Consider the following 25,423-nt stretch of genomic DNA (forward strand, 5'->3'; position numbering starts at 1 on the left):
CTGCCTACTCGGCGGCGACGCGGCCGGCCTGTTCGCGATTCTTGAGAAGCTTGTAGATGACACTGTCCATCAGCGCCTGGAAGGAGGCATCGATGATGTTGTCGGATACGCCCACGGTCCACCAACGATCCGTCGTCGCGTCACTGGATTCGATCAGAACGCGGGTGATGGCCTCGGTGCCGCCATTGAGGATGCGGACCTTGTAGTCCACCAGTTCCAGATCGGCGATGTCGGCCTGGAACTTGCCGAGATCCTTCCTGAGGGCGATGTCGAGCGCGTTGACCGGGCCCTGCCCCTCGGCCACCGACAGGATCTCCTCGCCATCGACGATCACCCGTACCACGGCTTCCGACACGGTCTTTAGATTGCCGAGCGCATCGAAACGGCGCTCCACCATGACCCGGAAGCTCTGCACCTCGAAGAAATCCGGAACGCGGCCCAACGTGCGGCGCGCCAGAAGCTCAAAGCTCGCATCGGCTGCCTCATAGGCATAGCCGGATGCTTCCCGTTCCTTGACCAGCGAGATCAGCCTGTCGAGCTTCGGATCGTCCTTGGCGACCTCGATGCCGCGCCGCTTCAGCGCGTTCAGGAAGTTGGACTTGCCGCCCTGGTCGGACACCATGACGCGGCGCTGGTTGCCGACGCTTTCCGGGTCGACATGCTCGTAAGTCTTCGGGTCCTTCAACAGGGCCGATGCGTGGATGCCGGCTTTGGTCGCGAAGGCCGACTGGCCCACATAGGGCGCCTGGTGCTCCGGGTTGCGGTTCAAAAGCTCATCGAAGGTCCGCGATAGCCGCGTCAGATCGGTCAGCTTGTCGCCGTCGATGCCGAGTTCGAAGCGCTCGGCATAATGCGGCTTGAGCATCAGCGTCGGGATCAGCGTCACGAGATTGGCATTGCCGCAGCGCTCGCCGATGCCGTTCAGCGTGCCCTGGATCTGTCGCACGCCCGCTTCGACCGCCGCCAGCGAATTGGCAACCGCCTGGCCCGTATCGTTGTGGGCATGGATGCCGAGATTGCGGCCCGGGATGCCCGCCTCGATCAATTCGCCGACGATGCGCGTGACCTCGCCGGGCAGCGTGCCACCATTGGTGTCGCAGAGCACCACCCAGCGCGCGCCCGCCTCATAGGCGGTCTTGGCGCATGCCGTGGCGTAGGCCGGATTGGCCTTGTAGCCATCGAAGAAGTGCTCGCAATCGACCAACGCTTCCTTGCCGGCGGCAATGGTCGCCTCGACCGAAGCCTTGATGCAGTCGAGGTTTTCGTCGTTGGAGATGCCGAGCGCGACGTCGACATGGTAGTCCCAGCTCTTCGCCACGAAGCACACCGCGTCACCGGCCGCGTGGATGAGCGCCGCAAGGCCCGGATCATTGGACGCCGAGACCCCTGCCCGCTTCGTCATGCCGAAGGCGACGAAGGCCGCCTTCTTCGTGCGCTTTTTCTCGAAAAAAGCCGTGTCGGTCGGGTTTGCGCCGGGGTAGCCGCCCTCGACGTAGTCCAGACCGAACGCATCGAGCATCGACGCGATCAGCGTCTTGTCCTCGACCGAAAAATCGATGCCGGGCGTCTGCTGCCCGTCCCGCAGGGTCGTGTCGAAAAGGTAGAGGCGTTCGCGTGTCATCGCCGGCGCTCCAGCAAGCGGGCCGACGCCCGATATGCGTTTGCACGTCCTCGTGCGCTTCGCTTCTGCGGGCGTGCGGCCGTCTGCTGCCCGTCCCGCAGGGTCGTGTCGAAAAGGTAGAGGCGTTCGCGTGTCATGATGCGCACTCTGCAAATTTGTCCGTCGCGCGGATCAGCTGGTCGAGGATTCCCGGCTCGGTGAAGGCGTGGCCTGCACCCTCGACGATGTGGAACTCGGCTTCCGGCCAGGCCTTGTGCAGCGCCCACGCGAAACGCAGCGGGCATGGCATATCATAGCGGCCGTGAACGATGACACCCGGAATATGCCGGATCTTGTGCGCATCGCGAATGAGCTGACCATCCTCGAGCCAACCGGCATGCACGAAGAAATGGTTTTCGATCCGCGCGAAGGCGAGCGCGAATTCATCCTGACCGAAGACTGTGCTGGTTTCGGGCTCCGGCAGAAGCGTGATCGTCTCGCCTTCCCACACGCTCCAGGCCTTGGCGGCGGCAAGGCGCGTTGCGGCATCCTCGCTTGTCAGGCGCTTGCGGTAGGCGGTGAGCATGTCGCCACGCTCGGCTTGCGGGATGGGGGCCACAAAGCGCTCCCATTTGTCGGGAAACATCTCCGAGACGCCGAAGCGGTAGTACCAGTCCATCTCCGCCTTAGTCAGCGTGTAGATGCCGCGCAGCACCAGTTCCGACACGCGTTTCGGGTGCGTCTCGGCATAGGCGAGCGCCAGCGTCGATCCCCACGACCCGCCGAAGACGAGCCATGTGTCGGCGCCAACCATTTCGCGCAGCCGCTCGATATCGGCCACCAGGTGCCAGGTCGTATTGGCTTCGAGCTCCGCAAAGGGCGTCGAGCGGCCGCAGCCGCGTTGGTCGAACAGCAGCACGTCGTAGCGCGTCGGATCGAACACGCGGCGCTGCTTCGGCGAGATGCCGCCACCCGGTCCGCCATGCAGGAAGACGGCAGGCTTTGCGCCTTTCGTGCCGACGCGCTCGTAATAGATCACATGGCCATCGCCCACATCGAGCGTGCCGGTCTCGTAAGGTTCGATCTCGGGATAGAACCCGCGCAGCGCGCTCATCGGTCATCGCCTTCCAGAGGCCAGCGATCGGTATCGTGATCCGGATGCTGATAGGATTGGATCGATTTCAGGAAAGGGTTTTCGGCCTCATCGTCGGCGGTTGCGCGCACCGGGAGTGCTGCGAGCGCGTCCACATAGGGCAGCTTTCCTTCCACGCCGAAAACGATGACCGGTGCAATCGCACTCGGATCGTCGAAAGCGGCGATGGAGAGCGCCATGCCGTCCGGCGCCTCATAGGTCAGCGGCGTGCCGCAATTGGCGCAAAAACCACGCGCCACATGGTTGGAGGAACGGTAACGTGCCGGCTCGCCCCGGCTCCAGACAAGGTGTTCGGCTTTGACAGAAACCAGCGGCGCAAAGAAGTTGCCATAGGCCTTCTGGCACATGCGGCAATGGCAGATCGACGCCTTACCAAGCGCCGCCCGCACATGAAACCGCACCGCCCCACACTGGCACCCGCCGGAAAACTCCGGCGTGGAGGAAAGGGTCATCGCTTGACCTCCCATGTGGTCACGCGTTCGCCGGTGGCGGGATCCTTGCCGTCTTTGAGCTGGATACCCTGCGAAAGAAGATCGTCACGGATGCGGTCGGCTTCGGACCAGTTCTTGTTCGCGATGTGCTGGAGGCGGTCTTCGACGAATTGGGCGACGTCGATTTCTGCCTGTAAGGGCGAGAGATCTATGCCAATCAATGCGGCTGCCGCGAAAAGTGCCGACGCTGAAAGCCCAGGCGCATTCAACAGCTTCAGATAGTGAGAGAGATCCAGATCGTCGGCCAATGCCTCGACGAACGATGTCTGAAGATCGCCATGCATTTCACCATCCACGCGGCGACGCCATTTCACAAGCAGCGCTTCCGCCTCCTCCAACCTCCTCACGCTGAAATCGATCGGCTCGCGGTAATGCGTCATCAGCATGGCGAGGCGCAGCACCTCGCCGGGCCACTTTCGTCCGCCGAACTTTTCCGTTTCCAGCAGTTCGTTGATCGTGACGAAATTGCCCTCGCTCTTCGACATCTTGCGGCCCTCCACCTGGAGGAAGCCGTTGTGCATCCAGATGTTGGCCATCCTGTCCGTGCCGTGAGCGCAGCAGGACTGGGCGATTTCGTTTTCGTGGTGGGGGAAGATGAGGTCGAGCCCGCCGCCGTGGATGTCGAAGGTCTGGCCAAGATAGGCGGCCGACATAGCGGAGCATTCGATGTGCCAGCCGGGGCGGCCGCGGATGGCGAGACTGCGGGAATCGGACATGTGGAAATGCGCGTCCCAGCCGGGCTCATCGGCGGAGGATTCCTTCCACAGCACGAAGTCGCCGGGGTTCTTCTTGTGGCGCTCGACCGCAACACGGGCGCCGGCCTGCTGGTCTTCGAGCCTGCGGTTGGAGAGCTTTCCGTAGTCGCCCATCGACGAGACGTCGAACAGGATTTCGCCTGCCGCGTCATAGGCATGGCCACGACTGATCAGAGACTGAATCAGGCTGACCATGTCCGTCTTGCCGTCCGGTCGTGGCAGTACGAAATCGGTCGCGCGGGGCTGGACCGTCGGCGCCAGGCAACCGAGCGCCTTCGCGTCGGCCTGAAACTGCGCCTCGGTTTTTTCGGTGACGGCGCGGATCGCTTCGTTCAGCGGCAGGTTCGGGTAATCGCGCAATGCCCGCGCGTTGATCTTGTCGTCCACGTCGGTGATGTTGCGGACGTAGGTGACGTGATCCTCGCCATAGAGATGGCGCAGAAGCCGGAAGAGCACGTCGAAGACGATGACGGGGCGGGCATTGCCGATATGGGCGTAGTCGTAGACCGTCGGCCCGCAGACATACATGCGCACATTGTCGGGATCGATGGGGCTGAAGACCTCCTTCGTCCGCGTGAGCGTGTTGTAGAGCTTGAGTTCAGGCCTCTCGCCCATGGATGACAATCTCCCGTGCCTGCTGGCCGGGGCGTTTGTCGTCATCGGACTTGTCGGGACAAAACGGGCCGGGCCAGCGGTGTCGCTAGCGAATAATGATCCGGCAAATGCAGTTGGCGAAGGCGCCATGACGCTGTTGCATGGAAAAAGCTTATCGCGCCTTGCCATCAAGCGGTCAAGTCCCGCGCAGCTCACCAGAAAATGCAACCGCCTCACCCGTTCGGGGGATGGACGACCGGTCCGGCACGGCATTCAGTCGTGCCGATCATCGTTCCGGTCCGCCAGGTGCCCCAATCACCGGGCCGGTCACTGGGCCCGGTCGCGTGTTGCAAAAGCGCACCGGGCCCTTTCTTTTTCTGGTTACCCCATTTCCCGCAAAAAGCCGTGATTGAATAGGATCAGGCAGAGGTAAGCAGAGGCCTACGGAGGAAAATTTGATGGACGGCAAGACCAAGCGCCAAGCGGACAACGGCAACGAGAAGCAGGAGCGCGAGATCGTGGCGCTCGAAAAGCGCTATGGCACGATCGGCAGCGGCGCGGTTCGCGCAGCGGCTCCACTGACGGCCAAACTTGGCCACAAGCAGGATCGGTTTCGGTCAAAATCGGTCCGCGACCACGATTGATCCTGTCGCGCGACCGACCGAGACCGGTCAGAGACGCGCGATCAGTCCGGCTGCGATCAGCCACATGACGCAGCCTATGATGACATCGAGTACCCGCCAGGCTGCGGGTCTCGCAAAGAGTGGCGCCAGAAGCCGCGCGCCATAGCCGAGCCCGAAGAACCACACGAAGGATGCCATCATGGCGCCGGCGCCAAAGGCGAGCCGCGCTCCATCCTGATATCGCGCGGAAAGCGAGCCGATGAGGAGCACCGTGTCCAGATAGACGTGTGGGTTCAGGAAGGTGAAGGCGAGACATGTCGCCAGCGCCTGTTTCAAGCTTGCTCCGCCCTCGGCGCTCAAGCGCATGGCCTCCGGCCGAAGGGCTCGCCGGAACGCGAGAAACCCGTAGGTGATCAGAAACAGCGCGCCACCGATGGTGACGGCGAAGATCAGGCTCGGCGCATTGCTGATCAGCGTGCCGAGACCTGCAACGCCTGCCGCGATCAGCAGTGCGTCCGACAGCGCGCAGACCAGGCAGAGGATGAAGACATGCTGGCGCAAGAGGCCCTGGCGCAGGATGAACGCGTTTTGTGCGCCGATGGCGACGATGAGGCTGCCGCCAAGCAGGAAGCCGGACAGCGCCGGCAGAAGAATGGGGTTCATGGGAAGACCAGTCAGAAGAGGCTGAGTTGCGCGCCGGCCGGCTTTTCCGCCGCCGGCCCGTCCGCTGCAGGTGCCGGCGTTTCGGCGAGCGGGTCGATCCTCTCCTGTAGCGCGGCGTTGTCGTTGGCAACGGCATTGACCGCTTCGGACACGGGGATCGCTTCAAAGAAATCGTCGGATACCGGCCGCAGCAGATTCGCCACATCGCACGGCTCCTGGGTCCGACAATCAAGCCAGCGCGCAAAGTCTCCCGGCTCGATCACCACCGGCATCCGATCGTGGATGGAGGACAGCGCGGAATTGGCGGTGGTGGTCAGGATCGCGGCGGTGTCGATCTCGCCGCCTGCTGCATCCGCGTAGGTTTCCATCAACCCGGCAAAAGCGATCACGCCGCCGCCGCGAGGGCGGATCCAAAAGGGCTGCGAGCGCGCCTTGCGGCCTTCGCCGCGCCGCCATTCGTAAAAGCCCGATGCAGGCACGAGTACGCGGCGATGGCGCATGGCGGCCTTGAACGCCGCTTTTTCCGCCGCCGTTTCCGAGCGCGCATTGATCAGCAGCGGAAAGGCCTTGGTGTCCTTCACCCAGCGCGGCAGAAGCCCCCAGCGCACCAAAAGCGCCTGCCGGTCCGGCCGGTTGGAGCCTTCATTGGCCGGCTCCGTCGCCCGCACGATCACGATCGGCTGGGTCGGCGCAATGTTGTAGCGGGGCGGAAAGTCCTCCAGCTCCATGAGGCTGAAGAATTCCCGAACCTCTTCCGGCATCGCTGAAAGTGCAAAACGACCACACATGCCAGAAGCGATGCCACTGGGGCATCACCCGGTCAAGCGGCCTTTTCTGCGGTCAGTAGGCGACGGGACGCGGTGAATAGGCCGGGATCAGGGGCGGCTGGATGACGGGCATCGCATTCGGCGCGCCGCCATAGGTCGGTTGGGCGACATAGCCCGCGGCGCCCGGAAAGCCACCACGATAACCGCCGAAGCGATAGTCGTCGTAGCGCTCGCGCGCGCGGCTCAGCCGGCGTTCCGCTTCGGGGACCTGTGCCTGCAGCGTCACGAGCCGCGTCTGGATCACCGCACGTTCTTCGGTCGTTGCCGCACTGACGATGCTTTGCGTCGCCGCATTCAGATCGTTCGTCAGGCGGTCGCGTTCTGTCTGGGCATCATAGACGGCCCGGCCGACCTGATAGGCATTGGAGAAGCCGGCAGACAGATCGGCCGGGCAATTGTTCTCGCCCGACTGGCCGTTGCGGCCACGGTTCAGCGCGTTGTCCGGCGTGCAATATTGGCGAATGCCCTGCTCCCAGCCCGATTGCCACGCAACCGTGTCGATCGGCAGCCCATGTTTCGAGCAGGCCTCCTGATGTCGGCCAATATAGGTCGTTGCCCTGCCCTGCGCGCCGTCCTGCTGGCCCAGCGTCTGCCAGCTCACGGTTTGACATTCAGCCTCGTTCAATGTCTGGCAGGATGCCAGTGCCAGTCCAAGGCCAGCCAGCATTGCCAGCGTTGCAGCCGTCTTCAGAATCATGAATGCCCCCAAGCATTTTCTAATGGAAGCTTACGCCGAATACCGAGAGCTTTGAAAAGGCAAAATGTCGTCTGATCTTGAGTTTCAACAGCCACGTGCAGCCGTCTCGACGATCCTCGTCAATGGTGCTCGCGTGCTTCTGGTCAAGCGCGCCAATCCGCCCGCGCAGGACCTCTACGCATTTCCCGGCGGGCGCGTCGACGACGGGGAGGCCCTGGAAGATGCGGCGCTTCGAGAATTGCGCGAGGAGACCGGGCTGATCGGCAAGGCGCCTCTGCCATTCAAGAGTTATGACCTGAAGGAAGTCGATGCGGATGGGCGTGTCACGAGCTGGTTCAGCCTCACGGTCTTCAAGGCGACTCTCGATCCAGCGGGCCCGTCGCGGCCGATCGCGAGCGACGACGCGCTGGAGGCGGGCTGGTTCGGGGCGCAGGACGTGGAAGAATTGCCGATGCCACCGAGCGTGCGCGAATGTCTCGTGGAACTTGGACTGATCCGCCTTAGCCTCGACACGGAAAGCTGATAGCCCTCAACCCATGACGCTGACAGGGACAGGAAAGACGATTCGCTTGCCGCACTCTCCGCTCGTTGCCCCTGTTGCTGTCCTCCTGCTCGGAGCTTTGCTTTCGTTGCCGATCGTTCTGCCCTGCGCAGCGCAAGAGCCCGCCGCCGCGCAGGAGCCTGCCGCTCCGGGGGCGACGGAAAGTCCCGGCGACGAGACGACCGCACCAGCACCGACGGCCCCACCGCCCCCGGAAGTGCCCTATGACGACCGCCTGATCCGGCTTTCGGAAATCGTCGGGTCGGTGCACTACCTGCAGGCGCTGTGCCGGCCCGAGCCGGCGAGCGACGCCGACGAGGGCCAGGAGGATGTTTCGTCGAGCGACGGGTCCGACTGGCGCGCCCTCATGGAACAGCTGATCGCCGCGGAGGCTCCGGAAGCAGCCAGAAGCGCGCGGCTGACGGCAGCGTTCAATCGCGGCTACCGCAGTTTCGCGTCGGTCTACACCCGCTGCACGCCATCGGCGGAAGCAGCACGGGCCAGATACCGTAGCGAAGGCGCAACACTGGCGTCTGAAATCATCGCAAGGTTCGGGAATTAGGGCCTTGTTAACCTCTTTTGGCAGCGAGGCGTCCCGTTTTGGGAAGCGGCGTGCTAGAGCTTAACGAAACGGAAATATGGATTCTCGCCCATGGCCATCGCCACCGAACATCGCCTGAACGAGATTGACGAGATGATCGTGCACGAAAAGATGCAGGTCGCGCTCGAACACCAGAACGATGCCTGGGCCGATGGCGTGGCCGATGGCATCGAGCCTGAAATTCTCGTCGATGCGGCTTTGGCGACCGCGATGCGCGAGACTGTCCGCCTTTATGGCGAAGAAGGTGCCGACGAACTTCTTGCAGACCTCAAGGAGCGACTGCTGGCGGGCGAATTTTCCCCCGATCGCGCGCTGCAGTAGGACTCGGCCTTCTTCGACCACCACTCTGTCACCCTTGCGGGGCCGCTGACCGAACGCTACCTGTGCCGAGCGCCAAGAGATTTTGATGGGAGCTCCGCCCTCATGCCGATCGTCACCCTGGAAGATCGCGCCGTTCTTCGCTTCACCGGACCGGATGCCCAGCGGCTTCTTCAGGACGTCCTGACGCCTGATCTCGATGGGCTCTCCGCCGGCGATGTTGTGGCGGGCGCGCTCTTGACGCCGCAAGGCAAGATCATGTTCGATTTCGTGGTCGCCCGCGACTCCGATACCGGCTTCCTGATCGATATCGATGCCGCCTACGCCGACGATTTCGTGCGCCGCATGACGCTTTATCGGCTGCGCGCCAAGCTCGAGATGGCGCGCGCGGACGACCTGCATGTCACGGCGATCTGGCAGGAAGAGCGGCCGGAAGGTGCGCTGCGCGATACACGCTTTCGAAGCACAGAGACTGTCTATCGCCTTTACGCGCCACGGCACGAGCGGGTGACCGGATCGGCGGGAGACTACGTGAAGCTTCGCATCGCCAATTCCGTCGCGGAACTCGGCGCCGACTATCCGCCTTCCGATGCTTTCCCGCACGACGTGCTGATGGACCGTAATGGCGGGGTTTCGTTCAAGAAGGGTTGCTTTGTCGGCCAGGAAGTCGTGTCGCGCATGCAGCACCGGGCGACTGCACGTCGGCGGCTGGTGCAGGTTTTCGCGTCGCAGGATCTGCCGGCAGGCGATATCGACATCACCGTCGACGACCGTTCGATCGGCACGCTCGGCAGCCGTTCCGGCAGCGAGGGTCTTGCGATCGTGCGCATCGACAAGGCCGGGGCTGCGATCGCCGCCGGCAAGGCGATCCACGCAGGCGACCAGCCGGTCGACATCCGCCTGGCAGACTGGACCGGCCTCAGCTTTCCGACCGACCTGCAGGCGAGCGAGGCATAACGCCCGTGAACGCGCGCCGCGACGGCCGGGCCTGGCAACGCATGCTCTCCGGCCGCCGGCTTGATCTGATCGACCCCTCTCCGCTCGATATCGAGATCTCCGACATCGCCCATGGATTGGCGCGCGTGGCGCGCTGGAACGGACAGACGATCGGGCGGCATGCGTTTTCCGTGGCGCAGCACGCGGTGCTGGTCGAGGAGATCGCCACACGCATCAATCTCACGCTCGATCCGGCCACGCGGATGCTGGTGCTTCTCCACGATGCACCAGAATATGTGATCGGCGACATGATCTCTCCATTCAAGGCGGTTCTGGGCGGCCATTACAAGGAGATAGAAGCGCGTCTTCAGAGCGCGATTCACCTCAGATTCTCTCTGCCGTCGGTTCCGTCGGCGGCGACGAAGGCCATAATCAAGCGGGCCGATACCATTGCGGCCTATTTCGAGGCGACGCGGCTTGCCGGCTTCAGTGAAAGCGAGGCGCGTCTCTATTTCGGCACGCCGCGCGGTGTTTCGCCAGATATGCTGTCGATCGAGCCGCTGGCGACGGAAGACGCGCAGACGCTCTTTCTCGAACGGTTCGCGGCGGCTGAAGCCGCGCGTCGGGCGGAGGCCGGTTGAGATGCCGTTTCTGGTGGTCTGTCCGCTGAACCGGGTTGCCGAGACGGCCGTTCGGCACCGTGCCGGCGCACTGGTCAGCCTTCTTGCGGAGCATCAGGCGCTGCACCGCCCCGGCTTGATTGCGGCGGACAATCATCTGCAGCTTGGGCTGAACGACATTGCAGTTGCCGTCGATGGACTGGTGCTTGCGCAGGAAAGCCATGTGCGCCAGCTCGTCGATTTCGTGCGTGCTTGGGATCAAACGCAGCCTCTTCTCATCCATTGCTGGATGGGCGTGTCGCGTTCACCCGCCGCCGCGCTGATTGCGGCGCTATCACTCGACCCGGATCTCGATGACGCGGAACTGGCGCAGGCGCTGCGCCGGGCGGCACCGTTCGCGACTCCGAACCCGCGGCTGATCGAGATCGGCGATGCACTTCTTGGCCGCAACGGCGCGTTGATCCGGGCCGTGAAGTCGATCGGCCGTGGCGCCGACACGGCGCAAGGCATTCCCTTCGTCTTTCCGCTTCAACCCGAAGGCAGTGCGCCCGCATGAGCGGCGAGGATGCCGGGTTGACGGCCATTGAGATCGGATTGACGGCGGCCATCATCACCGTCGCCGGATCCGAGCCACGCGTGCTTACCGTCTCCGACCGAGCGGCCCTCGCCTCCCTGCCGCTTGGTCCTTTCGACCCGCGCCAGCACCGGACGCTGGAAATGGGGTTGCGTGCTTATGTGAGTGCGCAGACGGGCCTGTCGCTCGGCTATGTCGAGCAGCTCTACACGTTCGGCGATCGTGGCCGGCACAAGCAGGAGGCGGATACCGGCCCGCACATCGTCTCCGTTGGCTATCTGGCGCTGACCCGTTCCACCGAGGATGACCCGGCCGATGACGGCGAAGGCTGGCACGGCATCTATCGCTTCCTGCCCTTGGAGGACTGGCGCCAGGGCCGACCAAAGATACTGGACGCGCTGATCCTGCCGCGGCTTATCGCCTGGGCGGGTGCTCCGCAGGCCGAGAGCCGATCGGCGCGCCTGCCGGGCAAGCACTCCCGCCTGCGCCTCGCTTTCGGCCTCGACGATTTTCCCTGGGACGAGGAGCGCGTGCTGGAGCGCTACGAGCTGCTTTATGAAGCCGGCCTTCTCGAAGAAGCGGTGACGGACGGCCGCGTCGCAACGACGGGTCTCGATCAGCCACTCGGCGTCCAGATGCGGTTCGACCACCGCCGCGTGCTGGCGACGGCCGCGTCGCGGCTGCGCAGCAAGATCAAGTATCGGCCCGTCGTGTTCGAACTGATGCCGGAGCGATTCACGCTGACGGAGCTGCAGGCAACGGTGGAAGCCATTGCCGGGCGGCATCTGCACAAGCAGAATTTCCGCCGGCTGGTTGAAGGCGCGGAACTGGTGGAACCGACAGGTGAAACCAGTGCCCGCACCGGAGGCCGGCCAGCCGCGCTCTACCGTTTCCGCCGCAAGATCCTGGACGAACGGCCAGCGCCCGGCCTCAAGCTCGGCGGCCGGGGCTGATCATGCATTTGGAAACGCTTTATAGCGGCCGCTTGGCAAAGCCTTTGCCGACGATCGGTCCGGTTGGCCGTCCCGTCGGCGAGCCGCCCTCCTGCTCGATCGTGATCTCGTAGAGCTGTTCCGGCTGCGGCAGCGGCAATGCCGGACCGTTATCCAGCAAAGTCGTTTCCGACTGGTCGATAAGGCCCAGCGACACAGGGCCGAGATCTTCGTTCGGCAATGTCCAGACCTGCATCGTACGGTCTGCCGGAACGGCGATTTCGGCAAGCGGCGTGACCCGGCTTGTGCGATCGCCGTAATCCTCGACGATTGCAAGCGGTTCGCCCGCATCGTCGATCAGCACCGCGACCACCTGCGCCTGCGGCTGCTGCGATGGTGTCACGAGAAGCGCCGCGGCAAGGATGCCGGCCGCCGCCATGCCTGAGAGTGCAGCAATGCGCCAGCGTCGCACCGCATTGTCGTTTGCGGCCCGTGCCGGGGCGGCCGTGATGGTCGGCGCGCTCGATCCGGTTGTCGGCAGCGCGCTCTCGATGCGCTGCCACAGGCCTGGTGTGACCGCGACGGGTTGAGCGGCAAGATCGAGTTCGTGGAAGCGGTCGCGCGCCCTCGCAACGGCGGCGCGCAAATCTGGATCGCGCTCGATCTCATCCTCGACCGCGGCTTCTTCGCGCGCATCGAGCAGACCGAGCACATAGTCTTCGGCCCGGTCGACTGCGCTGGGGCTGAGAGGCGTGCTGGTCATTCCATGCACCCCCGCAGTGTGGTGAGGCCACGGCGCACCCACGCCTTGGCGGTTCCAAGCGGGACCCCGAGCCGGCCGGCGATCTCTCCATGGGTGTATCCTGAGATATACGCCATCAGGATGCTACGGCGTTTCTGCTCATCCAGTGCCTCAAGACATTGGCGCAGGCGGCTTTCCTGGTCGAGCCGCGAGAGCACGTCGTCGGCCGCATGAACGGTCGCCGTTTCGCGCAGTGCGTCCAGATCGGTTTCTTCCGCCAGTTCCTCCCGGCCGCCGTCACGCAGGACATTGAGCGCGCGATTGCGCACCACCGCATAGATCCAACCCCGAGCGGAGCCGCGATCGGGCGAATATTGGTGCGCCTTGCGCCAGATCTGGATGAAGGCCTCCTGCACGATCTCCTCGGCAAGATCACGTCGACGGACGATGCGCTGCGCGATGGCCACAAGCCGCCCTGCTTCGGTGTCGAACAGGCTCTTCAGAGCCTGGCGATCTCCGCGCGCACAGCCTGCCAAGGCGTCGGCATGGTTCAATGTCACGATGCTACCTGCACGGTCTCTTCCCAATCCGACCCCATTCGCGCTGTCCGGCGCAACCATCAAGTGCCACATCGAAATGCCTCTCGTAAAGCAGTGTGCCCTGCCGATACCCGTGGGTGCGACAAACGGATGCAAAAAATAATTCGTCTCAAGGTGCATCCAAACGGTCCGACCCCGTGTCTTGACCATGAACGGGGCGTCCCCGCCTCTTCGCAACCAACAACGGGAGTTTACGATCATGCAGGGTTTCAAGACAGCACTTGCAGCTTCGACAGTCCTTCTTCTGACCGGCGCAACCGGCTTCGCAGCCCCTGTGCTCGGCCTGACCGGCGACAAGACTCTGGTCCTCTTCGATAGCGAAACGCTGGAAGTCTCCGAGACGATGGACGTCACCGGTGTCGATTCGCTGGTCGGCATCGACTACCGCCCGGCCAACAGCACGATCGTCGGCGTTACGCCTGAAAGCGTTGTCGTGACGATCGATCTGGAAACAGGTGAAGCGACCGAGCTTTCCACGATGAACACGCCGCTCGAAATCGGTGACGCACCGGTCGTCGTCGACTTCAACCCGATGGCCGACCGTCTGCGCTACATGACAGGTACCACCAACTACCGCGTCAACATCGACACGGGCGAAGTGACGGTCGACGGCGAACTGGCCTTCGAAGACAGCGACATGCATGCCGGCGAAGCGCCGAACATCGTGGCTGCTGCCTATATCAACTCGTTCGGCTCGCCCGAAGCGACCGCGATGTACGACATCGACGCCACGATTGGTGCGCTGATCCAGCAGACATCGCCGAATGACGGCACGCTCGCAGCCATCGGCAAGCTCGGCATCGAAAGCGCAGGCGACACCTTCGCCTTCGACGTCCAGACCACCGAAGACGGCACGAACACCGCCTGGCTCGCCACCGGTGGCACGCTCTACACGGTCGATCTCGAAACCGGTGCCGCCACTGAAGCCGGTGCGATCACCGGCGTCGATGGCGATCTGCGTGACCTGACGGTTCTGCCGGAAGGCATGTAATACCCGAAGTCTCCCCGTGGACGGGTCAACTTGCCGCCGGCTTTACCGCCGGCGGCTTTTTCATGCATAGGGCGGCTTCATAGCCGTCGGCTTTTTTTGCTTTTTGGATCAAGCGCCGATCTGGATATCGAGTCCGATGTCGAGCGGAGCCGCGGCCATCGTGATCTTCGATGTCGAGATGAGATCGACGCCCGTCGCAGCGATGGCGGCGATTGTCTTGATGCTGATACCGCCTGAAGCTTCGAGACGGGTGGACGGACGCATCTCGTTCTTCAGCCGCACAGCTTTTTCAAGCGTTTGCGGGCCCATGTTGTCGAGCAGAATCACATCCGCCCCGGCCTTCAGCGCTTCCGCCAGCTGGTCGAGCGTATCCACCTCGATCTCGATGCACACCAGGTGCCCCACATAGGCGCGGGCACGCACGATCGCAGCCGTCAGACCGCCGGCGACGGCGATGTGGTTGTCCTTGATGAGAACGGCATCATCGAGCCCGAAGCGGTGGTTGGCGCCACCGCCGCAGCGCACGGCGTATTTCTGGAAAGCCCGGAGGCCTGGAACGGTCTTGCGCGTGCAGCAGACCCGAGCAGCAGAGCCCTCGACAGCATCGACATAGATCGATGTCGCCGTCGCGATGCCCGAGAGGTGCATAAGATAGTTGAGAGCCGTACGTTCGGCCGACAGAATGGCGCGCGCCTTGCCCGATACGCGGGCGATTGCCGTGCCCGGCTCGACCCGATCACCATCATAGGCGAGCTGCTCGAACGAGATGTCCGGGTCCATCAGCCGAAATGCCGCTTTCGCCATGGGCAGGCCACAGATCACTCCGCCATCCCGGGCGTTGAAAGTAGCCTTCGCTTCCATGTCAGGCGCGATGGTCGCCGCCGTCGTCAGATCGCCGGCTCGGCCAAGGTCTTCCTGAAGAGCAGCGCGAACCGCATCCTCGATCAGGAGACCGGGCAAATCGGGCCTGTAGGGTCTGTCGGTCATGGCTCTCGTCCTTCAGATGATATCCGCGATCATTGTTTCGGCGTCGGCCAACTTCAACGCGCTTCGCCGTTCGAACGCCTGCTGCTCGGCTGGAAAGTCGCTCCGAAAATGTCCGCCGCGACTTTCCTCGCGCAACAGCGCGCCGAGCGTGACCAAACGTGCAACGGCCAGGCTGTTCTCGATGCTGTCACCGCCGCGCATCGTCGACATGGCTCTCAGCGCTTCCGTCAAGCCGGCGGACTCGCGCAGCACGCCGACATTGCGGTTCATGATATTGCGGAGATCGGCCATGATCCGCCGGTCGGCTTCGTGATTGTCCGCCGACGCCCCTTCTTCCACGATCGGTTCGGTCGGGGCACTCCCCACGTTGCTCGAGGGAATGGCCTGGGCAATCCGCGCTGCAAAGACCACCGCTTCCAGGAGCGAGTTCGAGGCCAGCCGGTTTGCGCCATGCACACCGGTGCAGGCGGCTTCGCCTGCCGCGTAGAGACCTTTCAGAGACGTCCGACCATCCGCATCGGTCCAGATGCCGCCCATGTGGTAGTGGGCGGCGGGCGCGACCGGAATGGGCGCCGTCACCGGATCGATGCCGGCCTCCATGCAGTGCCGATAGACCGTCGGAAACATCTGAGGAAAATGATCGCCGATGGCCTGCCGACAATCGAGAAAGGCGCCCCTGCCCGCCTCGATCTCGGCGAAGATGCCGCGGGCGACGATATCGCGCGGGGCGAGTTCCGCATCCGGGTGGATTGCCTGCATGAACCGGTCGCCGTCACGGTTGATGAGCGTCGCGCCGTCGCCTCGCAGGGCCTCCGTTGCAAGCGGTGCGGGATCGCGGCCGACATCGAGGGCGGTCGGGTGAAACTGCACGAATTCCGCATCCGCAATCACCGCGCCGGCGCGCGCCGCCATGCCGGTGCCGGTTCCCGAAGCCTCGGAGGGATTGGTCGTGAGCCGATAGAGATGGCCGATGCCACCGGTGCAGATGGCAACGGCTCTCGCAGGAAATCTCAGCCGCGCACCCTGCCCGCGATCGGCCCGGGCGACGACCCCGCAGACGGCGCCGTCTTCCACGAGAAGCCGCTCGGCCTGAAGGTTTTCGATCACGGTGATCGACGGCGTGCGCCTGACGGCGGCGACGAGCGCTTCCATGATAGCGCGGCCCGCCATATCCCCGCCGACTCGCACGATCCTGCGCTGGGAATGGGCCGCTTCGCGGGAAAGTGCGAGCCGGCCCTCGAGATCGCGATCGAACGGCACGCCGTAGGCAAGCAGGTCGTGCACGCGCTCCGGGCCCTCCTGCACCATCAGACGCGCCATGTCGACATCGACGATCCCGGCACCGGCGGCAATCGTATCGGCCAGATGCTCTTCGGCGCTGTCCTCGTCGCTGACCGCAGCCGCGATGCCGCCCTGCGCCCAGGCGGACGATGCCCCCTCGCCGATCGGTGCTGCTGCCAGCACCGTCACGGGACGCGGGCTCAGCTTCAGAGCGCAAAAAAGCCCGGCGAGGCCGCCGCCGATGATGACGATGCCGCCCTTTTCCACTCCGTTGGTGCTCATGCGGTGATACCGGGCACAGCAAGGGTATCGCCAAGCCGTGATTGGACGATGGGCAGGTGAGGACCTATCTTCATGGGATGAGCATTCTGAACAAACCGATGATGCGGCCGGTCAACAGGAGAATCGGCGGGGCTTTCGTCGCCGCCGCGATGGTTGTCAGCGCCGCGCCGCTTCCAGGCTTCAGCACCGATGCACTCGCCCAATGCACGGCGCGAACCCAGACGGGCGTCGGCACCAACGCAGTCGCGCTTGCGCAGCGCTGCGGCACGACGGTCGGCGATCTGCGCCGCGCCAATCCGGGCCGTGATCTCAATCGCCCGGGTCTGCTGCGCATCCCCGGCGGTCGCACGAGCGCCGTTCCGGACTCGCTGAACAACGACATCGCGCCGCGCCCCAGCGTCAACGCCACGCGCCAGGCCCCCATCGTGCAGCCGGCTCCGACGTTCCGTCAGCCCGGCGAGCCGCCCATGCGCCGAAGCAGTCTCGATACGGGCAACGCCGGTGGCAGCTATGCGATCCGGCGCGGCGATACGCTGAGCGGCATCGCCGCGTCCGCAGGCGTTCCGTTGAGCGCCTTGGTGCGGGTCAATCCCGGCATTCAGCCGAACCGGCTGTCGGTCGGCCAGACAATCGTTATCCCGGCCAGCTAGCCTCCCCGCGCGCCGGGTCGATCGATGCAGCCCAGGCATCGGCACTATCCATGTCATCGGGTTGATATCAGCTGACGAGATCGATCATGCGCTCGACGGCAAGGCGTGCGCGAGCGGCGATGATAGGATCCACGGTCACTTCCTCGCGCATGTCGACGAGGCAATCGAGGATCTTCGGCAGCGTGATACGCTTCATGTGCGGGCACAGATTGCACGGCTTGACGAATTCGACCCCCGGCACCTCGGCCTCGACATTGGATGCCATCGAGCATTCGGTCACAAGCAGTACGCGGCCGGGCCGATTGGTCTTGACGTAGTCGATCATGCCCGAAGTCGAGCCGGCGAAGTCGGAGACCGCGATGACGTCTGGATGGCATTCAGGGTGCGCGATGATCTGGATCGACGGATCGGCCTCGCGATAGGCGATCAGTTCTTCCGCCGAGAAGCGCTCATGCACCTCGCAGCGCCCCTTCCAGGTGATGATCTTCTTCTTGGTCTGCTTGGCGACGTTCATCGCCAGGTACTCGTCGGGAATGCAGAGAACCGTATCCGATTCCAGGCTCTCCACGACCGCAAGGACGTTCGATGAAGTGCAGCAGATATCGGTTTCGGCCTTCACGTCGGCAGAAGTGTTTACGTAGGTGACGACCGGCACGCCAGGGTATCGCTCCTTCAGCAGGCGCACATCGGCGCCCGTGATGGATTCCGACAGAGAGCATCCAGCACGCATGTCCGGGATGAGCACTGTCTTTTCCGGATTCAGCAGCTTCGACGTCTCGGCCATGAAATGCACGCCGCACTGGACGATGATCTCGGCATCCACCTTCGCCGCCTCGCGGGCCAGTTGCAGGCTGTCGCCGACGATATCGGCCACGCAGTGGAAGATCTCCGGTGTCTGATAGTTATGGGCCAGAATCACGGCGCCGCGCTCTGCCTTCAGGCGATTGATCGCGAAGATATAGGGCGCGTGGATCGGCCACTCGATCACCGGAATGTGGTGCTTCACCCGTTCGTAGAGATGTTCCGTCACCTGCGCGACTTCCGGCGTAAAGGCGAGCGACGGGCGCTCGGCAACGCCGAACCGCTCGGCTGCGGTTTTTGGAAATCCTTCGGCCTTGATGGCGAGTGCTGCGGGTGACATGGGCACATCCTCCGGTCCCCAGCCGCATAATGCTCAGTTTGAGCATAAGGGCGACAAAAAGAAAATCGGCAGAGCCGACAACATGCGATTTAGGCGCTCGCTGATCCGAATGCAAGCAGGTGACCCTCCTCGAGCCCTTGCGAAATCATCAATTCGCTTGAAGGTGGCATGTGAAAAAGTCGCTTCCAGCGGTCAGGGCACTGGCCTAGAAGAATTCAATTGCGATGGCGCTTATGTGGCCATTACCGCACGACCAGCCGTGCGAAACGAGCGGAGCCTTCAATGAGCGACCAAGCCAAGAGCGCGTTGCACAAACCAGCCGCATTCCCTTGGCTGATCATCGCCTCCGGCTGCATGATTGCCATGATCGGGTTCGGGCCCCGCTCCGTCATGGGCTTCTTCCAGTTGCCGATGTTGCAGGATACCGGCTGGGATCGAACCACTTTCGGTCTCGCCATGGCGCTGCAGAACCTTTTCTGGGGACTGGGACAGCCCTTCTTCGGGGCTATCGCCGACAAATACGGCACGTGGCGCGTGCTGCTTCTTTCCGCGATTCTCTACGCGCTGGGGCTCGTCACCATGGCGACGGCCGACGCGCCCCTCTGGCTGCATATCGGCGGCGGCGTGCTCGTCGGCCTTGCGGTAGCGGCCGGCTCGTTCGGCGTCATCCTCGCCGCGTTTGCCCGCAATGTGGAACCGCAGCAGCGCTCCTTCGCGTTCGGTCTCGGCACTGCGGCCGGTTCGGCCGGAATGTTCGTTTTCGCACCGATCAGCCAGGGCCTGATCGATTCGCTTGGATGGTCCGATGCGCTGGTGGTGCTGGCGATCATCATGCTCGCCATTCCCGTGCTTGCGGTGCCGCTGCGCGGAAACTCGTCATCCGGCTCGCAGAAGCAGACTGATGTCGATCAGTCGATCGCTGCCGCGCTCCGCGAGGCATTCGGCCATCAAAGCTATCTCCTGCTCACCGCCGGGTTCTTCGTGTGCGGCTTTCAGGTCGCGTTCATCACCGCGCATTTCCCGGCCTATATCGGTGATATCGGCGTCGATGCGTCCTACGCCGTGACTGCCATCGCCCTCATCGGCTTCTTCAACATCATAGGCTCGATCGCCTCCGGCATCATCGGCCAGCGCTATTCCAAGCCGATCTTCCTGGCGCTGATCTACATCGGCCGGTCGATCGCGGTCACCGCGTTCCTGTTGCTGCCCCAGACGGGCTTTTCAGTGATTGTCTTCTCGATCGTGATGGGGCTGTTGTGGCTTTCCACCGTGCCCCCGACGAATTCGCTGGTCGCGATCATGTTCGGCACGCGCTATCTCGGCATGCTCGGCGGCATCGTATTCTTTTCGCACCAGATCGGCTCGTTCCTCGGCGTCTGGCTGGGCGGTTATCTCTATGACCGCTTCGGCACCTACGATCCGGTTTGGTGGCTCGGCGTCGCGCTCGGCCTTTTCGCAGCCGTGGTCCATCTGCCGATTGCCGAAAAGCCTGTGGCACGGCCGGTGCTCGCGCCGGCCGAATAGGCGTCGTCACGCACTGACGGCAAGCGGCGGCTCCAGAACGGCGAGATCGGCTTCGAGAAACCTATCGACGGCTGCGGCGAGATCTGCGCGCAGTTGCGCCTCTGGCGTATCAGGGAACGCTTTCTGGAAGATATCGACGATCGTCTCGACATCGAGCGGTTTGGCAATGAGGTTCCAGAGCGCCAAGCCGACCTGGTTGAGGTGGTGGATGTCGTTACTGTCGAGGTCGACTAAAAAAGCCGCTTGGCCCACGACCCGTGCCACCACATGGGGCGCGCGCGCGATTAGCGCCTGACCCGGCTTTGGCGCAAAACCAAAATCGTCATCGTCTGCGTCCCCATCCAGCTCCGCCGTGCGCGCGATCGGCAAAGCGCGGTGCTCTTCTGGCCAGGAGGCGAATGCTGCCTGCAGGCAGGCCACCGCGTCGTCGACACGGCTGTAGACCAAACGATAGATGCCGATTGTGCCGACGAGCGCGAGGTAGCGATCGAGCGTCCAGGTGCCGAGGCCAGTTTTCGTGTCCTGCAGCAGCACACGCAACAGGGCCTCATCGGGTTCGATTGCCTCGATAAATGGCGTGATGTCGCCTTCGCGGCGGTCGAGCAGCACGAGTGCGCCGAGTTTCGAGCGGTCGCCATGGGCAACCGCGAGCTGCGCATCGGCCGCCGGGAAATAGGTGTAGTAGCCGTCGTTCAGCAGGGCATTGGCGGCGACGTGGTTCTTCAGCGTGTCGGGCGCGCTTTCCGGCAGCGGCAGGCGTAGGCGCGGTAGGCAGCCCGATGCGATCGCTTCGAGACGCACGAGGTCGATCGGCAGAAGATCGTCGGCGAAAACACGATGCCCTTGAGCGGAAAGAGCCCCAACGAGGGTCGACTTTCCCGCGCGGTTCGTGGCGGGGAAGACCACCAGCTTGCCAGCGAACTCGACGGCTCCCGCATGCAGATTGCCGAGCCCGTCGTCGCTTTCCACAAAGTCGGCCATCAATTCAACGATCAGCGAACAGATGGCGCTTGTGGGTGACGGTTCGATCCGCGGTGCATCCATATAGCGATGGTTGAGACGAACCGCGTCGGGCGTGCCGGAAACAGTCATCAACGGCTCGCGCGACGAAAGCTCATCGCACGCGACTTCCGGCCACCCAACCAGCACGCGCTTCACATCGTCGGCGACGAATTCAAGAGGCGAAGCGAACTCGATCGGTCCCGGCAGACCCTTCAGACAGAGTGAGCGCACCGCGACCTCCAAAATTGCATGTCCATTAGCATAAGCGAAAAAGGCGTCGCCCGAACAGGCGACGCCTCCTTCATTCTGGAAAACTTACCAGCGCATATCGTCGCGCATGCCGCGGAAGAAGCCACCGAGATTCTGCGGACCACGACGGCCCGACCCGCTGCGGCCACCCCAGTTGCCACGGCCGCCAGAGCCACGCGATCCGCGGGAACCGCGCGAACCACCAGAACCGCCACGTCCCCCCGAACCGCCGCGGCCACCAGAGCCACCGCCCGAACCACCGCCCGAGCCACCGCCTGAACCGCCAGAGGCGCGTGCTTCACGGATGCTCAGAAGTGTTGGTGCGACGTAAGCGGCAGCAGCGGTGAGGCCGAGCATTGCGAGCATTTTCCGGCGGCCGACATTGGGCTGATCGTCTTCGACCGCTGCAGCAACCTTGCCATTCGTGTTTTGATCCGACATTGTCATCTCCTATCGTTTTTCGCAGTGTTGCCCGGTGTCGTTGGGGTCGCCCTGAGAAGCCTGTCCCCCGCGTCGCCGCGGCATACTGGGAAAACGGAAGATCAGGCCGGCTATTCCCGGCGAGCGCAAAAAAGCGCCGATTTTCTCATAAGCCCTTGTTCTCGTTTCAGATTTATTTCGACGCTCGGTTCAGTCCGACGGGTTTGCCGCGCGCGCTGCCTTCAATGCGGCCTGGACGAACCCCTCGCGCGCCTCGGGCGGCTTCAGCCCGCGCGGCCCGTAAATGTCGCGATCGAGGAAATACCCCGTCATTCGAAATGCTTCGGCGAGCGTGACCTCATCGGCTGCCGCAGCGCCCTGCCGTGCGAGAAAATCCGGGTAGGAAAACAGGCGGTCCGCCCAGCCCTGCCCGACCGTGCGCGACACGGCGCGGCCGGTCTTCGGCGATACGAATGCGAGGTCGGCAGTCGTTCCGGTGACCGCGCAAGCCGAGAGATCGAGGCCAAAGCCCAGCTCGTCCAGCATGGCCAGCTCGAACCGGGCAAAGAGCCCACCTGCTTCGTGCGGCGCATGCAGGCTGTCGAGAATGATGTCGAGCGCGTTGTAAAGCCGCAGATGCGGGTCACGCTCGGGAAGTAGGCGCAACAGCGCAGCCATCGCCTGGACGCCGTATACGGATGTCGCCGATTCCATCAGCCGCGCCGCCCTCAGCGACACGGGCTCTACCTGAAACTGGCCGAGATGCTCGTCGAGGCGCGCGCGCCAGGTCACTTCGACGCGGTTGCCTGGCTGCAGCACGGGCTGCATGCGCCTGGACCGACCGCCGCGCACCATGCCGAGATGACGGCCACGCGTCTGCGTCATCACCTCGGCAATGACACTCGTCTCACCGTGCCGGCGCACGCCCAGAACGATGGCCTGATCCTGCCACTCCATGGCGTGAGCGGTTCCTCACTCGGAAAGATGCCGGGCAACACCGGCGATGGTAGAAGAGGTCGGGAGGTCAGCTTGGGAATTCAAGACCGATCTCGCGGTAGCGCTCGGGATCGTCGCCCCAGTTTTCGCGCACCTTCACGAACAGGAACAGGTGCACCTTCTGATCGAGGATGCCGCCGATTTCCTTGCGGGCGGACTGGCCGATCGACTTGACCGTCTCGCCGCCCTTGCCGAGCACGATCTTCTTCTGGCTGTCGCGCTCGACATAGATCACCTGCTCGATGCGCACGCTGCCATCGGGTTTCTCTTCCCAGCCTTCCGTCTCCACGTGGGAGGAATAGGGAAGCTCCTGGTGCAGCCTCAGGTACAGCTTCTCGCGGGTTATCTCGGCTGCCAGCTGGCGCATCGGGAGATCGGAAATCTGGTCCTCCGGATAATACCAGGGCCCCTCGGGCAGCGCGTCTGCCAGAAACTTCAGCACGTCCTTGCAGCCGGAACCGCCAAGCGCGGAAATCATGAAGGTCTCGTCGAACTGCACCACCGCGTTGGCGGCAGCCGCCAGCTCCAGCAGCTTTTCGCGCTTCACCTGATCGATCTTGTTCAGGATCAGGATCTTGCGATGATGAATATCCTTCATGCCCTCGAGGATAGTGGCCGCATCGCCGACGATGCCTCTCTCGGCATCGATCATGAACAGGACGATGTCGGCATCCTTGGCATTGCCCCATGCGGTCGTGACCATGGCACGGTCGAGCCGGCGCCGTGGCTTGAAGATGCCCGGCGTGTCCACGAACACAATTTGAGTGACGCCCTCGATGACGATGCCGCGCACGATGGCGCGCGTCGTCTGGACCTTGTGGCTGACGATCGACACCTTGGCGCCGACCAGCTGATTCAGCAAAGTCGACTTGCCAGCATTGGGCGCACCGATGAGCGCCACGAAGCCGGAACGCGTCGCTGCCGGGGGCGTCCCGCTTTCGGCAACCCGCTCGTCGATCTCTTCGCTCATGGATAGTTCTTCCTTATGATTTTTGTGGCCAGACGCCTTCGCGTTCCAGCATGCGCGTGGCCGCTTCCTGTTCAGCCGTGCGTTTCGATCTGCTTACACCCGTTTCGGGCTCAAGTCCCTCAATCTCGACACGGACCGTGAATTGCGGATCGTGATCCGGCCCCGATCGATCCAAAATGCGGTAGAGCGGGGTCGAGCCCGAGCGCGCGTGGGACCATTCCTGCAGTTCCGTCTTCGCGTCGCGACGCGCGGCGTTCTCGCGCCGTGCACGCTCGCCCCACAGCCTCTCGATGAAGGCGCGCGCCGGCTCAAGTCCGCCATCGAGATAGATCGCCGCAATCAGGGACTCGATGACGTCGGCGCGCACGCTTGCCATGCGCTTGCCCTTCACCGACTTGATGTCGCTGCCGGTACGGATGAACTCGTGCAGTTCCAGATCGTCGGCGACGGCTGCGCAGGTCTGCGCGCTCACCAGCTGATTGAGACGCACGGAAAGCTCGCCCTCCGCCGCCGAGCGGAAAGCCGTGAACAGCATCTCGGCCACGCAAAGCCCGAGCACGCGGTCGCCCAGAAATTCCAGCCGCTCGTAATTGGCGGGCTTGCCCGATTTTCCGGCCATTGAGCTGGAATGGGTCAATGCCCGCTCCAGCCGTTCGGGCTCGGCGAACCTGTAGCCGATCCGGTCTTCGAGACGTTCGATCTCGCCTTTGGACAGCGCCTTCGATTTCATGGCGCGGGCCTGAGGATCATTGCTGCGCGGACTGGAAGAGGCGGTCGAACCTCAGATCGCTCGGCCAGTTCCAGAGCTCCAGAGGCGACGTGCCGGCATCCATGGAGAAGAAGATGATGTTGGCGCGGCCGACGAAATTCTCGAACGGCACGAATCCGACTTCAAAGCGGCTGTCGGCGGAATTGTCCCGATTGTCGCCCATCATGAAGTAATGGCCGGGCGGCACGAGGAACTCGCGCGTGTTGTCTCCGGGCGAATTCGGCGTGAGATCGAGCGTGTTGTAGGTGACGCCGTTTGGCAGTGTCTCGCGATAAAGCGGCACTTCCTCGCCGCGGTCATAGCGCCCTTCCGGCCGATAGGTGCCCACCTGCTCGCGTTCGACAGCCTCGTCATTGATGAAGAGGACGCCGTTGCGCATCTGAACCGTGTCACCTGGCAGGCCGATCACGCGCTTGATGTAGTCGAGATCGGGATTGGGCGGATAGCGGAACACCGCGACATCGCCACGCTCGGGCTCGGCACCCCAGATGCGGCCTTCGAAGAGGTCCGGGGACAGCGGGAGCGAGTATTTCGAATAGCCATAGGCGTATTTGGAAACGAAAAGATAATCGCCGACGAGCAACGTCGGCATCATGGAACCGGACGGAATCGAAAAGGGCTGAAACAGCAGCGTGCGGATGACGAGCGCCAGAGCCAGCGCTTGGAGGATGACCTTGATGTTCTCGCCAAGGGCGCCGGATTTTTGTTTCTTGCCAGTGTCGGACACGCTCATCGGTTCCCCTGGACCGCACCTCCAGCAACGTGGAACCGGTCAATATCTTTCAATTCCCGACAAGTGCCCGCGTAAAGCTCATGGCTTGTCGCGCACAGGCGGCGTGGCGGCTGCTCAAGTGCCTCCGGGCGACTTCTTTAACCTCTTCGCTTGAGACCGGCA

29 protein-coding genes are annotated in these 25,423 nt (G+C 63.4%); 11 read left to right on the forward strand and 18 right to left on the reverse strand.

Features of this window, described 5'->3' with window-relative positions; genetic code table 11:
- Nucleotides 1-4: 4 nt before the first annotated feature.
- The 4 genes from cimA to cysS form a co-directional block, all read right to left on the reverse strand.
- Nucleotides 5-1,621 carry a citramalate synthase gene (cimA, locus tag PU133_RS14535; protein WP_404862260.1) on the reverse strand — a complete coding sequence of 539 codons (1,617 nt, stop codon included), beginning with the start codon at nt 1,619-1,621 and terminating at the stop codon, nt 5-7.
- Between the two features lie 133 nt (nt 1,622-1,754).
- Nucleotides 1,755-2,714 carry a prolyl aminopeptidase gene (pip, locus tag PU133_RS14540; RefSeq protein WP_404862261.1) on the reverse strand — a complete coding sequence of 320 codons (960 nt, stop codon included), beginning with the start codon at nt 2,712-2,714 and terminating at the stop codon, nt 1,755-1,757.
- A complete protein-coding gene (locus tag PU133_RS14545) occupies nt 2,711-3,205 on the reverse strand; it encodes a GFA family protein (protein ID WP_404862262.1) in 495 nt (164 codons plus the stop codon). Before PU133_RS14545 ends, pip begins: the two co-directional genes overlap by 4 nt.
- Nucleotides 3,202-4,614, reverse strand: a complete 1,413-nt coding sequence (gene cysS / locus PU133_RS14550; protein ID WP_404862263.1) for a cysteine--tRNA ligase — start codon at nt 4,612-4,614, stop codon at nt 3,202-3,204. The genes PU133_RS14545 and cysS overlap by 4 nt, the downstream gene beginning before the upstream one ends.
- A gap of 437 nt (nt 4,615-5,051) precedes the next feature.
- Between cysS and PU133_RS14555 the strand changes: the two genes are divergently transcribed.
- Complete coding sequence (locus PU133_RS14555) at nt 5,052-5,237, forward strand: hypothetical protein (RefSeq protein WP_404862264.1); 186 nt, start codon at nt 5,052-5,054, stop codon at nt 5,235-5,237.
- Nucleotides 5,238-5,264: 27 nt separating this feature from the next.
- On the opposite strand, the gene PU133_RS14560 is transcribed toward PU133_RS14555, so the two are convergent.
- The 3 genes from PU133_RS14560 to PU133_RS14570 are packed head-to-tail and all read right to left on the reverse strand — an operon-like array spanning nt 5,265 to nt 7,403.
- Nucleotides 5,265-5,879 (reverse strand): LysE/ArgO family amino acid transporter, encoded by a 615-nt coding sequence (locus PU133_RS14560; protein WP_404862265.1) that lies wholly within the window; start codon nt 5,877-5,879, stop codon nt 5,265-5,267.
- Nucleotides 5,880-5,890: 11 nt separating this feature from the next.
- Nucleotides 5,891-6,667: an SOS response-associated peptidase gene (locus PU133_RS14565; protein ID WP_404862266.1), complete on the reverse strand. Its 777-nt coding sequence runs from the start codon at nt 6,665-6,667 to the stop codon at nt 5,891-5,893.
- Nucleotides 6,668-6,719: 52 nt separating this feature from the next.
- Nucleotides 6,720-7,403: a DUF2799 domain-containing protein gene (locus PU133_RS14570; RefSeq protein ID WP_404862267.1), complete on the reverse strand. Its 684-nt coding sequence runs from the start codon at nt 7,401-7,403 to the stop codon at nt 6,720-6,722.
- A gap of 64 nt (nt 7,404-7,467) precedes the next feature.
- Between PU133_RS14570 and PU133_RS14575 the strand changes: the two genes are divergently transcribed.
- The 7 genes from PU133_RS14575 (at nt 7,468) to PU133_RS14605 (ending at nt 11,946) form a co-directional block, all read left to right on the forward strand.
- Nucleotides 7,468-7,926 carry an NUDIX hydrolase gene (locus tag PU133_RS14575; RefSeq protein WP_404862268.1) on the forward strand — a complete coding sequence of 153 codons (459 nt, stop codon included), beginning with the start codon at nt 7,468-7,470 and terminating at the stop codon, nt 7,924-7,926.
- A gap of 46 nt (nt 7,927-7,972) precedes the next feature.
- A complete protein-coding gene (locus PU133_RS14580; protein ID WP_404862269.1) occupies nt 7,973-8,506 on the forward strand; it encodes a TIGR02301 family protein in 534 nt (177 codons plus the stop codon).
- Nucleotides 8,507-8,596: 90 nt separating this feature from the next.
- A complete protein-coding gene (locus PU133_RS14585; RefSeq protein WP_126010810.1) occupies nt 8,597-8,866 on the forward strand; it encodes a hypothetical protein in 270 nt (89 codons plus the stop codon).
- Nucleotides 8,867-8,968: 102 nt separating this feature from the next.
- On the forward strand, nt 8,969-9,820 hold the full coding sequence (locus PU133_RS14590) for a YgfZ/GcvT domain-containing protein (protein ID WP_404862270.1): 852 nt from the start codon (nt 8,969-8,971) through the stop codon (nt 9,818-9,820).
- 41 nt (nt 9,821-9,861) lie between these two features.
- The gene (locus PU133_RS14595) at nt 9,862-10,440 is read left to right on the forward strand and encodes a YfbR-like 5'-deoxynucleotidase (protein ID WP_404864554.1); all 579 of its coding nucleotides are present in this window, start codon (nt 9,862-9,864) and stop codon (nt 10,438-10,440) included.
- Between the two features lies 1 nt (nt 10,441).
- Nucleotides 10,442-10,975: a tyrosine phosphatase family protein gene (locus tag PU133_RS14600; protein WP_404862271.1), complete on the forward strand. Its 534-nt coding sequence runs from the start codon at nt 10,442-10,444 to the stop codon at nt 10,973-10,975.
- Nucleotides 10,972-11,946 (forward strand): NrtR DNA-binding winged helix domain-containing protein, encoded by a 975-nt coding sequence (locus tag PU133_RS14605; RefSeq protein ID WP_404862272.1) that lies wholly within the window; start codon nt 10,972-10,974, stop codon nt 11,944-11,946. Before PU133_RS14600 ends, PU133_RS14605 begins: the two co-directional genes overlap by 4 nt.
- Nucleotides 11,947-11,965: 19 nt before the next feature.
- On the opposite strand, the gene PU133_RS14610 is transcribed toward PU133_RS14605, so the two are convergent.
- Both PU133_RS14610 and PU133_RS14615 read right to left on the reverse strand, forming a co-directional pair.
- A complete protein-coding gene (locus PU133_RS14610) occupies nt 11,966-12,688 on the reverse strand; it encodes an anti-sigma factor domain-containing protein (RefSeq protein ID WP_404862273.1) in 723 nt (240 codons plus the stop codon).
- On the reverse strand, nt 12,685-13,227 hold the full coding sequence (locus PU133_RS14615; RefSeq protein WP_245451312.1) for a sigma-70 family RNA polymerase sigma factor: 543 nt from the start codon (nt 13,225-13,227) through the stop codon (nt 12,685-12,687). The genes PU133_RS14610 and PU133_RS14615 overlap by 4 nt, the downstream gene beginning before the upstream one ends.
- Nucleotides 13,228-13,465: 238 nt before the next feature.
- Here PU133_RS14615 and PU133_RS14620 point away from each other — a divergent pair, with 238 nt between their 5' ends.
- On the forward strand, nt 13,466-14,257 hold the full coding sequence (locus PU133_RS14620) for a DUF4394 domain-containing protein (RefSeq protein WP_126010815.1): 792 nt from the start codon (nt 13,466-13,468) through the stop codon (nt 14,255-14,257).
- Between the two features lie 108 nt (nt 14,258-14,365).
- On the opposite strand, the gene nadC is transcribed toward PU133_RS14620, so the two are convergent.
- Together nadC and PU133_RS14630 are read right to left on the reverse strand one after the other, a co-directional pair.
- Nucleotides 14,366-15,244: a carboxylating nicotinate-nucleotide diphosphorylase gene (gene nadC, locus PU133_RS14625; RefSeq protein ID WP_404862274.1), complete on the reverse strand. Its 879-nt coding sequence runs from the start codon at nt 15,242-15,244 to the stop codon at nt 14,366-14,368.
- 12 nt (nt 15,245-15,256) lie between these two features.
- Complete coding sequence (locus tag PU133_RS14630; protein WP_404862275.1) at nt 15,257-16,807, reverse strand: L-aspartate oxidase; 1,551 nt, start codon at nt 16,805-16,807, stop codon at nt 15,257-15,259.
- A gap of 77 nt (nt 16,808-16,884) precedes the next feature.
- Between PU133_RS14630 and PU133_RS14635 the strand changes: the two genes are divergently transcribed.
- On the forward strand, nt 16,885-17,457 hold the full coding sequence (locus PU133_RS14635) for a LysM peptidoglycan-binding domain-containing protein (protein WP_404862276.1): 573 nt from the start codon (nt 16,885-16,887) through the stop codon (nt 17,455-17,457).
- Nucleotides 17,458-17,524: 67 nt separating this feature from the next.
- Here PU133_RS14635 and nadA read toward each other — a convergent pair whose 3' ends face one another.
- Nucleotides 17,525-18,598, reverse strand: coding sequence for a quinolinate synthase NadA (gene nadA, locus PU133_RS14640; protein WP_404862277.1), 1,074 nt, complete (start codon nt 18,596-18,598; stop codon nt 17,525-17,527).
- 282 nt (nt 18,599-18,880) lie between these two features.
- Between nadA and PU133_RS14645 the strand changes: the two genes are divergently transcribed.
- Nucleotides 18,881-20,122 (forward strand): MFS transporter, encoded by a 1,242-nt coding sequence (locus PU133_RS14645; protein WP_404862278.1) that lies wholly within the window; start codon nt 18,881-18,883, stop codon nt 20,120-20,122.
- Nucleotides 20,123-20,128: 6 nt separating this feature from the next.
- Here PU133_RS14645 and PU133_RS14650 read toward each other — a convergent pair whose 3' ends face one another.
- From PU133_RS14650 to lepB, 6 genes are all read right to left on the reverse strand, one after another.
- On the reverse strand, nt 20,129-21,355 hold the full coding sequence (locus PU133_RS14650) for a PqqD family peptide modification chaperone (protein WP_404862279.1): 1,227 nt from the start codon (nt 21,353-21,355) through the stop codon (nt 20,129-20,131).
- A gap of 84 nt (nt 21,356-21,439) precedes the next feature.
- Nucleotides 21,440-21,814, reverse strand: a complete 375-nt coding sequence (locus tag PU133_RS14655; protein WP_404862280.1) for a hypothetical protein — start codon at nt 21,812-21,814, stop codon at nt 21,440-21,442.
- 189 nt (nt 21,815-22,003) lie between these two features.
- Complete coding sequence (gene recO / locus PU133_RS14660) at nt 22,004-22,750, reverse strand: DNA repair protein RecO (protein ID WP_404862281.1); 747 nt, start codon at nt 22,748-22,750, stop codon at nt 22,004-22,006.
- 67 nt (nt 22,751-22,817) lie between these two features.
- On the reverse strand, nt 22,818-23,759 hold the full coding sequence (gene era / locus PU133_RS14665; RefSeq protein ID WP_126010824.1) for a GTPase Era: 942 nt from the start codon (nt 23,757-23,759) through the stop codon (nt 22,818-22,820).
- 13 nt (nt 23,760-23,772) lie between these two features.
- On the reverse strand, nt 23,773-24,489 hold the full coding sequence (gene rnc, locus PU133_RS14670; protein WP_404862282.1) for a ribonuclease III: 717 nt from the start codon (nt 24,487-24,489) through the stop codon (nt 23,773-23,775).
- Between the two features lie 16 nt (nt 24,490-24,505).
- Nucleotides 24,506-25,261: a signal peptidase I gene (gene lepB / locus PU133_RS14675; RefSeq protein WP_404862283.1), complete on the reverse strand. Its 756-nt coding sequence runs from the start codon at nt 25,259-25,261 to the stop codon at nt 24,506-24,508.
- Nucleotides 25,262-25,423: the final 162 nt, after the last annotated feature.

Source organism: Georhizobium sp. MAB10 (genome assembly GCF_045012825.1).
GTDB classification, from domain to species: domain Bacteria; phylum Pseudomonadota; class Alphaproteobacteria; order Rhizobiales; family Rhizobiaceae; genus Georhizobium; species Georhizobium profundi.

Coding starts and splice junctions, on each gene's coding strand:
- PU133_RS14610 (WP_404862273.1), bottom strand. CDS start 12,688: ATGACCAGCACGCCTCTCAGCCCCAGCGCAGTCGACCGGGCCGAAGAC.
- nadA (WP_404862277.1), bottom strand. CDS start 18,598: ATGTCACCCGCAGCACTCGCCATCAAGGCCGAAGGATTTCCAAAAACC.
- PU133_RS14555 (WP_404862264.1), top strand. CDS start 5,052: ATGGACGGCAAGACCAAGCGCCAAGCGGACAACGGCAACGAGAAGCAG.
- PU133_RS14565 (WP_404862266.1), bottom strand. CDS start 6,667: ATGTGTGGTCGTTTTGCACTTTCAGCGATGCCGGAAGAGGTTCGGGAA.
- pip (WP_404862261.1), bottom strand. CDS start 2,714: ATGAGCGCGCTGCGCGGGTTCTATCCCGAGATCGAACCTTACGAGACC.
- recO (WP_404862281.1), bottom strand. CDS start 22,750: ATGGAGTGGCAGGATCAGGCCATCGTTCTGGGCGTGCGCCGGCACGGT.
- PU133_RS14590 (WP_404862270.1), top strand. CDS start 8,969: ATGCCGATCGTCACCCTGGAAGATCGCGCCGTTCTTCGCTTCACCGGA.
- PU133_RS14575 (WP_404862268.1), top strand. CDS start 7,468: ATGTCGTCTGATCTTGAGTTTCAACAGCCACGTGCAGCCGTCTCGACG.
- cysS (WP_404862263.1), bottom strand. CDS start 4,614: ATGGGCGAGAGGCCTGAACTCAAGCTCTACAACACGCTCACGCGGACG.
- lepB (WP_404862283.1), bottom strand. CDS start 25,261: ATGAGCGTGTCCGACACTGGCAAGAAACAAAAATCCGGCGCCCTTGGC.
- PU133_RS14585 (WP_126010810.1), top strand. CDS start 8,597: ATGGCCATCGCCACCGAACATCGCCTGAACGAGATTGACGAGATGATC.
- cimA (WP_404862260.1), bottom strand. CDS start 1,621: ATGACACGCGAACGCCTCTACCTTTTCGACACGACCCTGCGGGACGGG.
- nadC (WP_404862274.1), bottom strand. CDS start 15,244: ATGACCGACAGACCCTACAGGCCCGATTTGCCCGGTCTCCTGATCGAG.
- PU133_RS14600 (WP_404862271.1), top strand. CDS start 10,442: ATGCCGTTTCTGGTGGTCTGTCCGCTGAACCGGGTTGCCGAGACGGCC.
- PU133_RS14620 (WP_126010815.1), top strand. CDS start 13,466: ATGCAGGGTTTCAAGACAGCACTTGCAGCTTCGACAGTCCTTCTTCTG.
- PU133_RS14595 (WP_404864554.1), top strand. CDS start 9,862: ATGCTCTCCGGCCGCCGGCTTGATCTGATCGACCCCTCTCCGCTCGAT.
- rnc (WP_404862282.1), bottom strand. CDS start 24,489: ATGAAATCGAAGGCGCTGTCCAAAGGCGAGATCGAACGTCTCGAAGAC.
- PU133_RS14570 (WP_404862267.1), bottom strand. CDS start 7,403: ATGATTCTGAAGACGGCTGCAACGCTGGCAATGCTGGCTGGCCTTGGA.
- PU133_RS14560 (WP_404862265.1), bottom strand. CDS start 5,879: ATGAACCCCATTCTTCTGCCGGCGCTGTCCGGCTTCCTGCTTGGCGGC.
- PU133_RS14630 (WP_404862275.1), bottom strand. CDS start 16,807: ATGAGCACCAACGGAGTGGAAAAGGGCGGCATCGTCATCATCGGCGGC.
- PU133_RS14645 (WP_404862278.1), top strand. CDS start 18,881: ATGAGCGACCAAGCCAAGAGCGCGTTGCACAAACCAGCCGCATTCCCT.
- PU133_RS14545 (WP_404862262.1), bottom strand. CDS start 3,205: ATGACCCTTTCCTCCACGCCGGAGTTTTCCGGCGGGTGCCAGTGTGGG.
- PU133_RS14635 (WP_404862276.1), top strand. CDS start 16,885: ATGAGCATTCTGAACAAACCGATGATGCGGCCGGTCAACAGGAGAATC.
- PU133_RS14655 (WP_404862280.1), bottom strand. CDS start 21,814: ATGTCGGATCAAAACACGAATGGCAAGGTTGCTGCAGCGGTCGAAGAC.
- PU133_RS14605 (WP_404862272.1), top strand. CDS start 10,972: ATGAGCGGCGAGGATGCCGGGTTGACGGCCATTGAGATCGGATTGACG.
- era (WP_126010824.1), bottom strand. CDS start 23,759: ATGAGCGAAGAGATCGACGAGCGGGTTGCCGAAAGCGGGACGCCCCCG.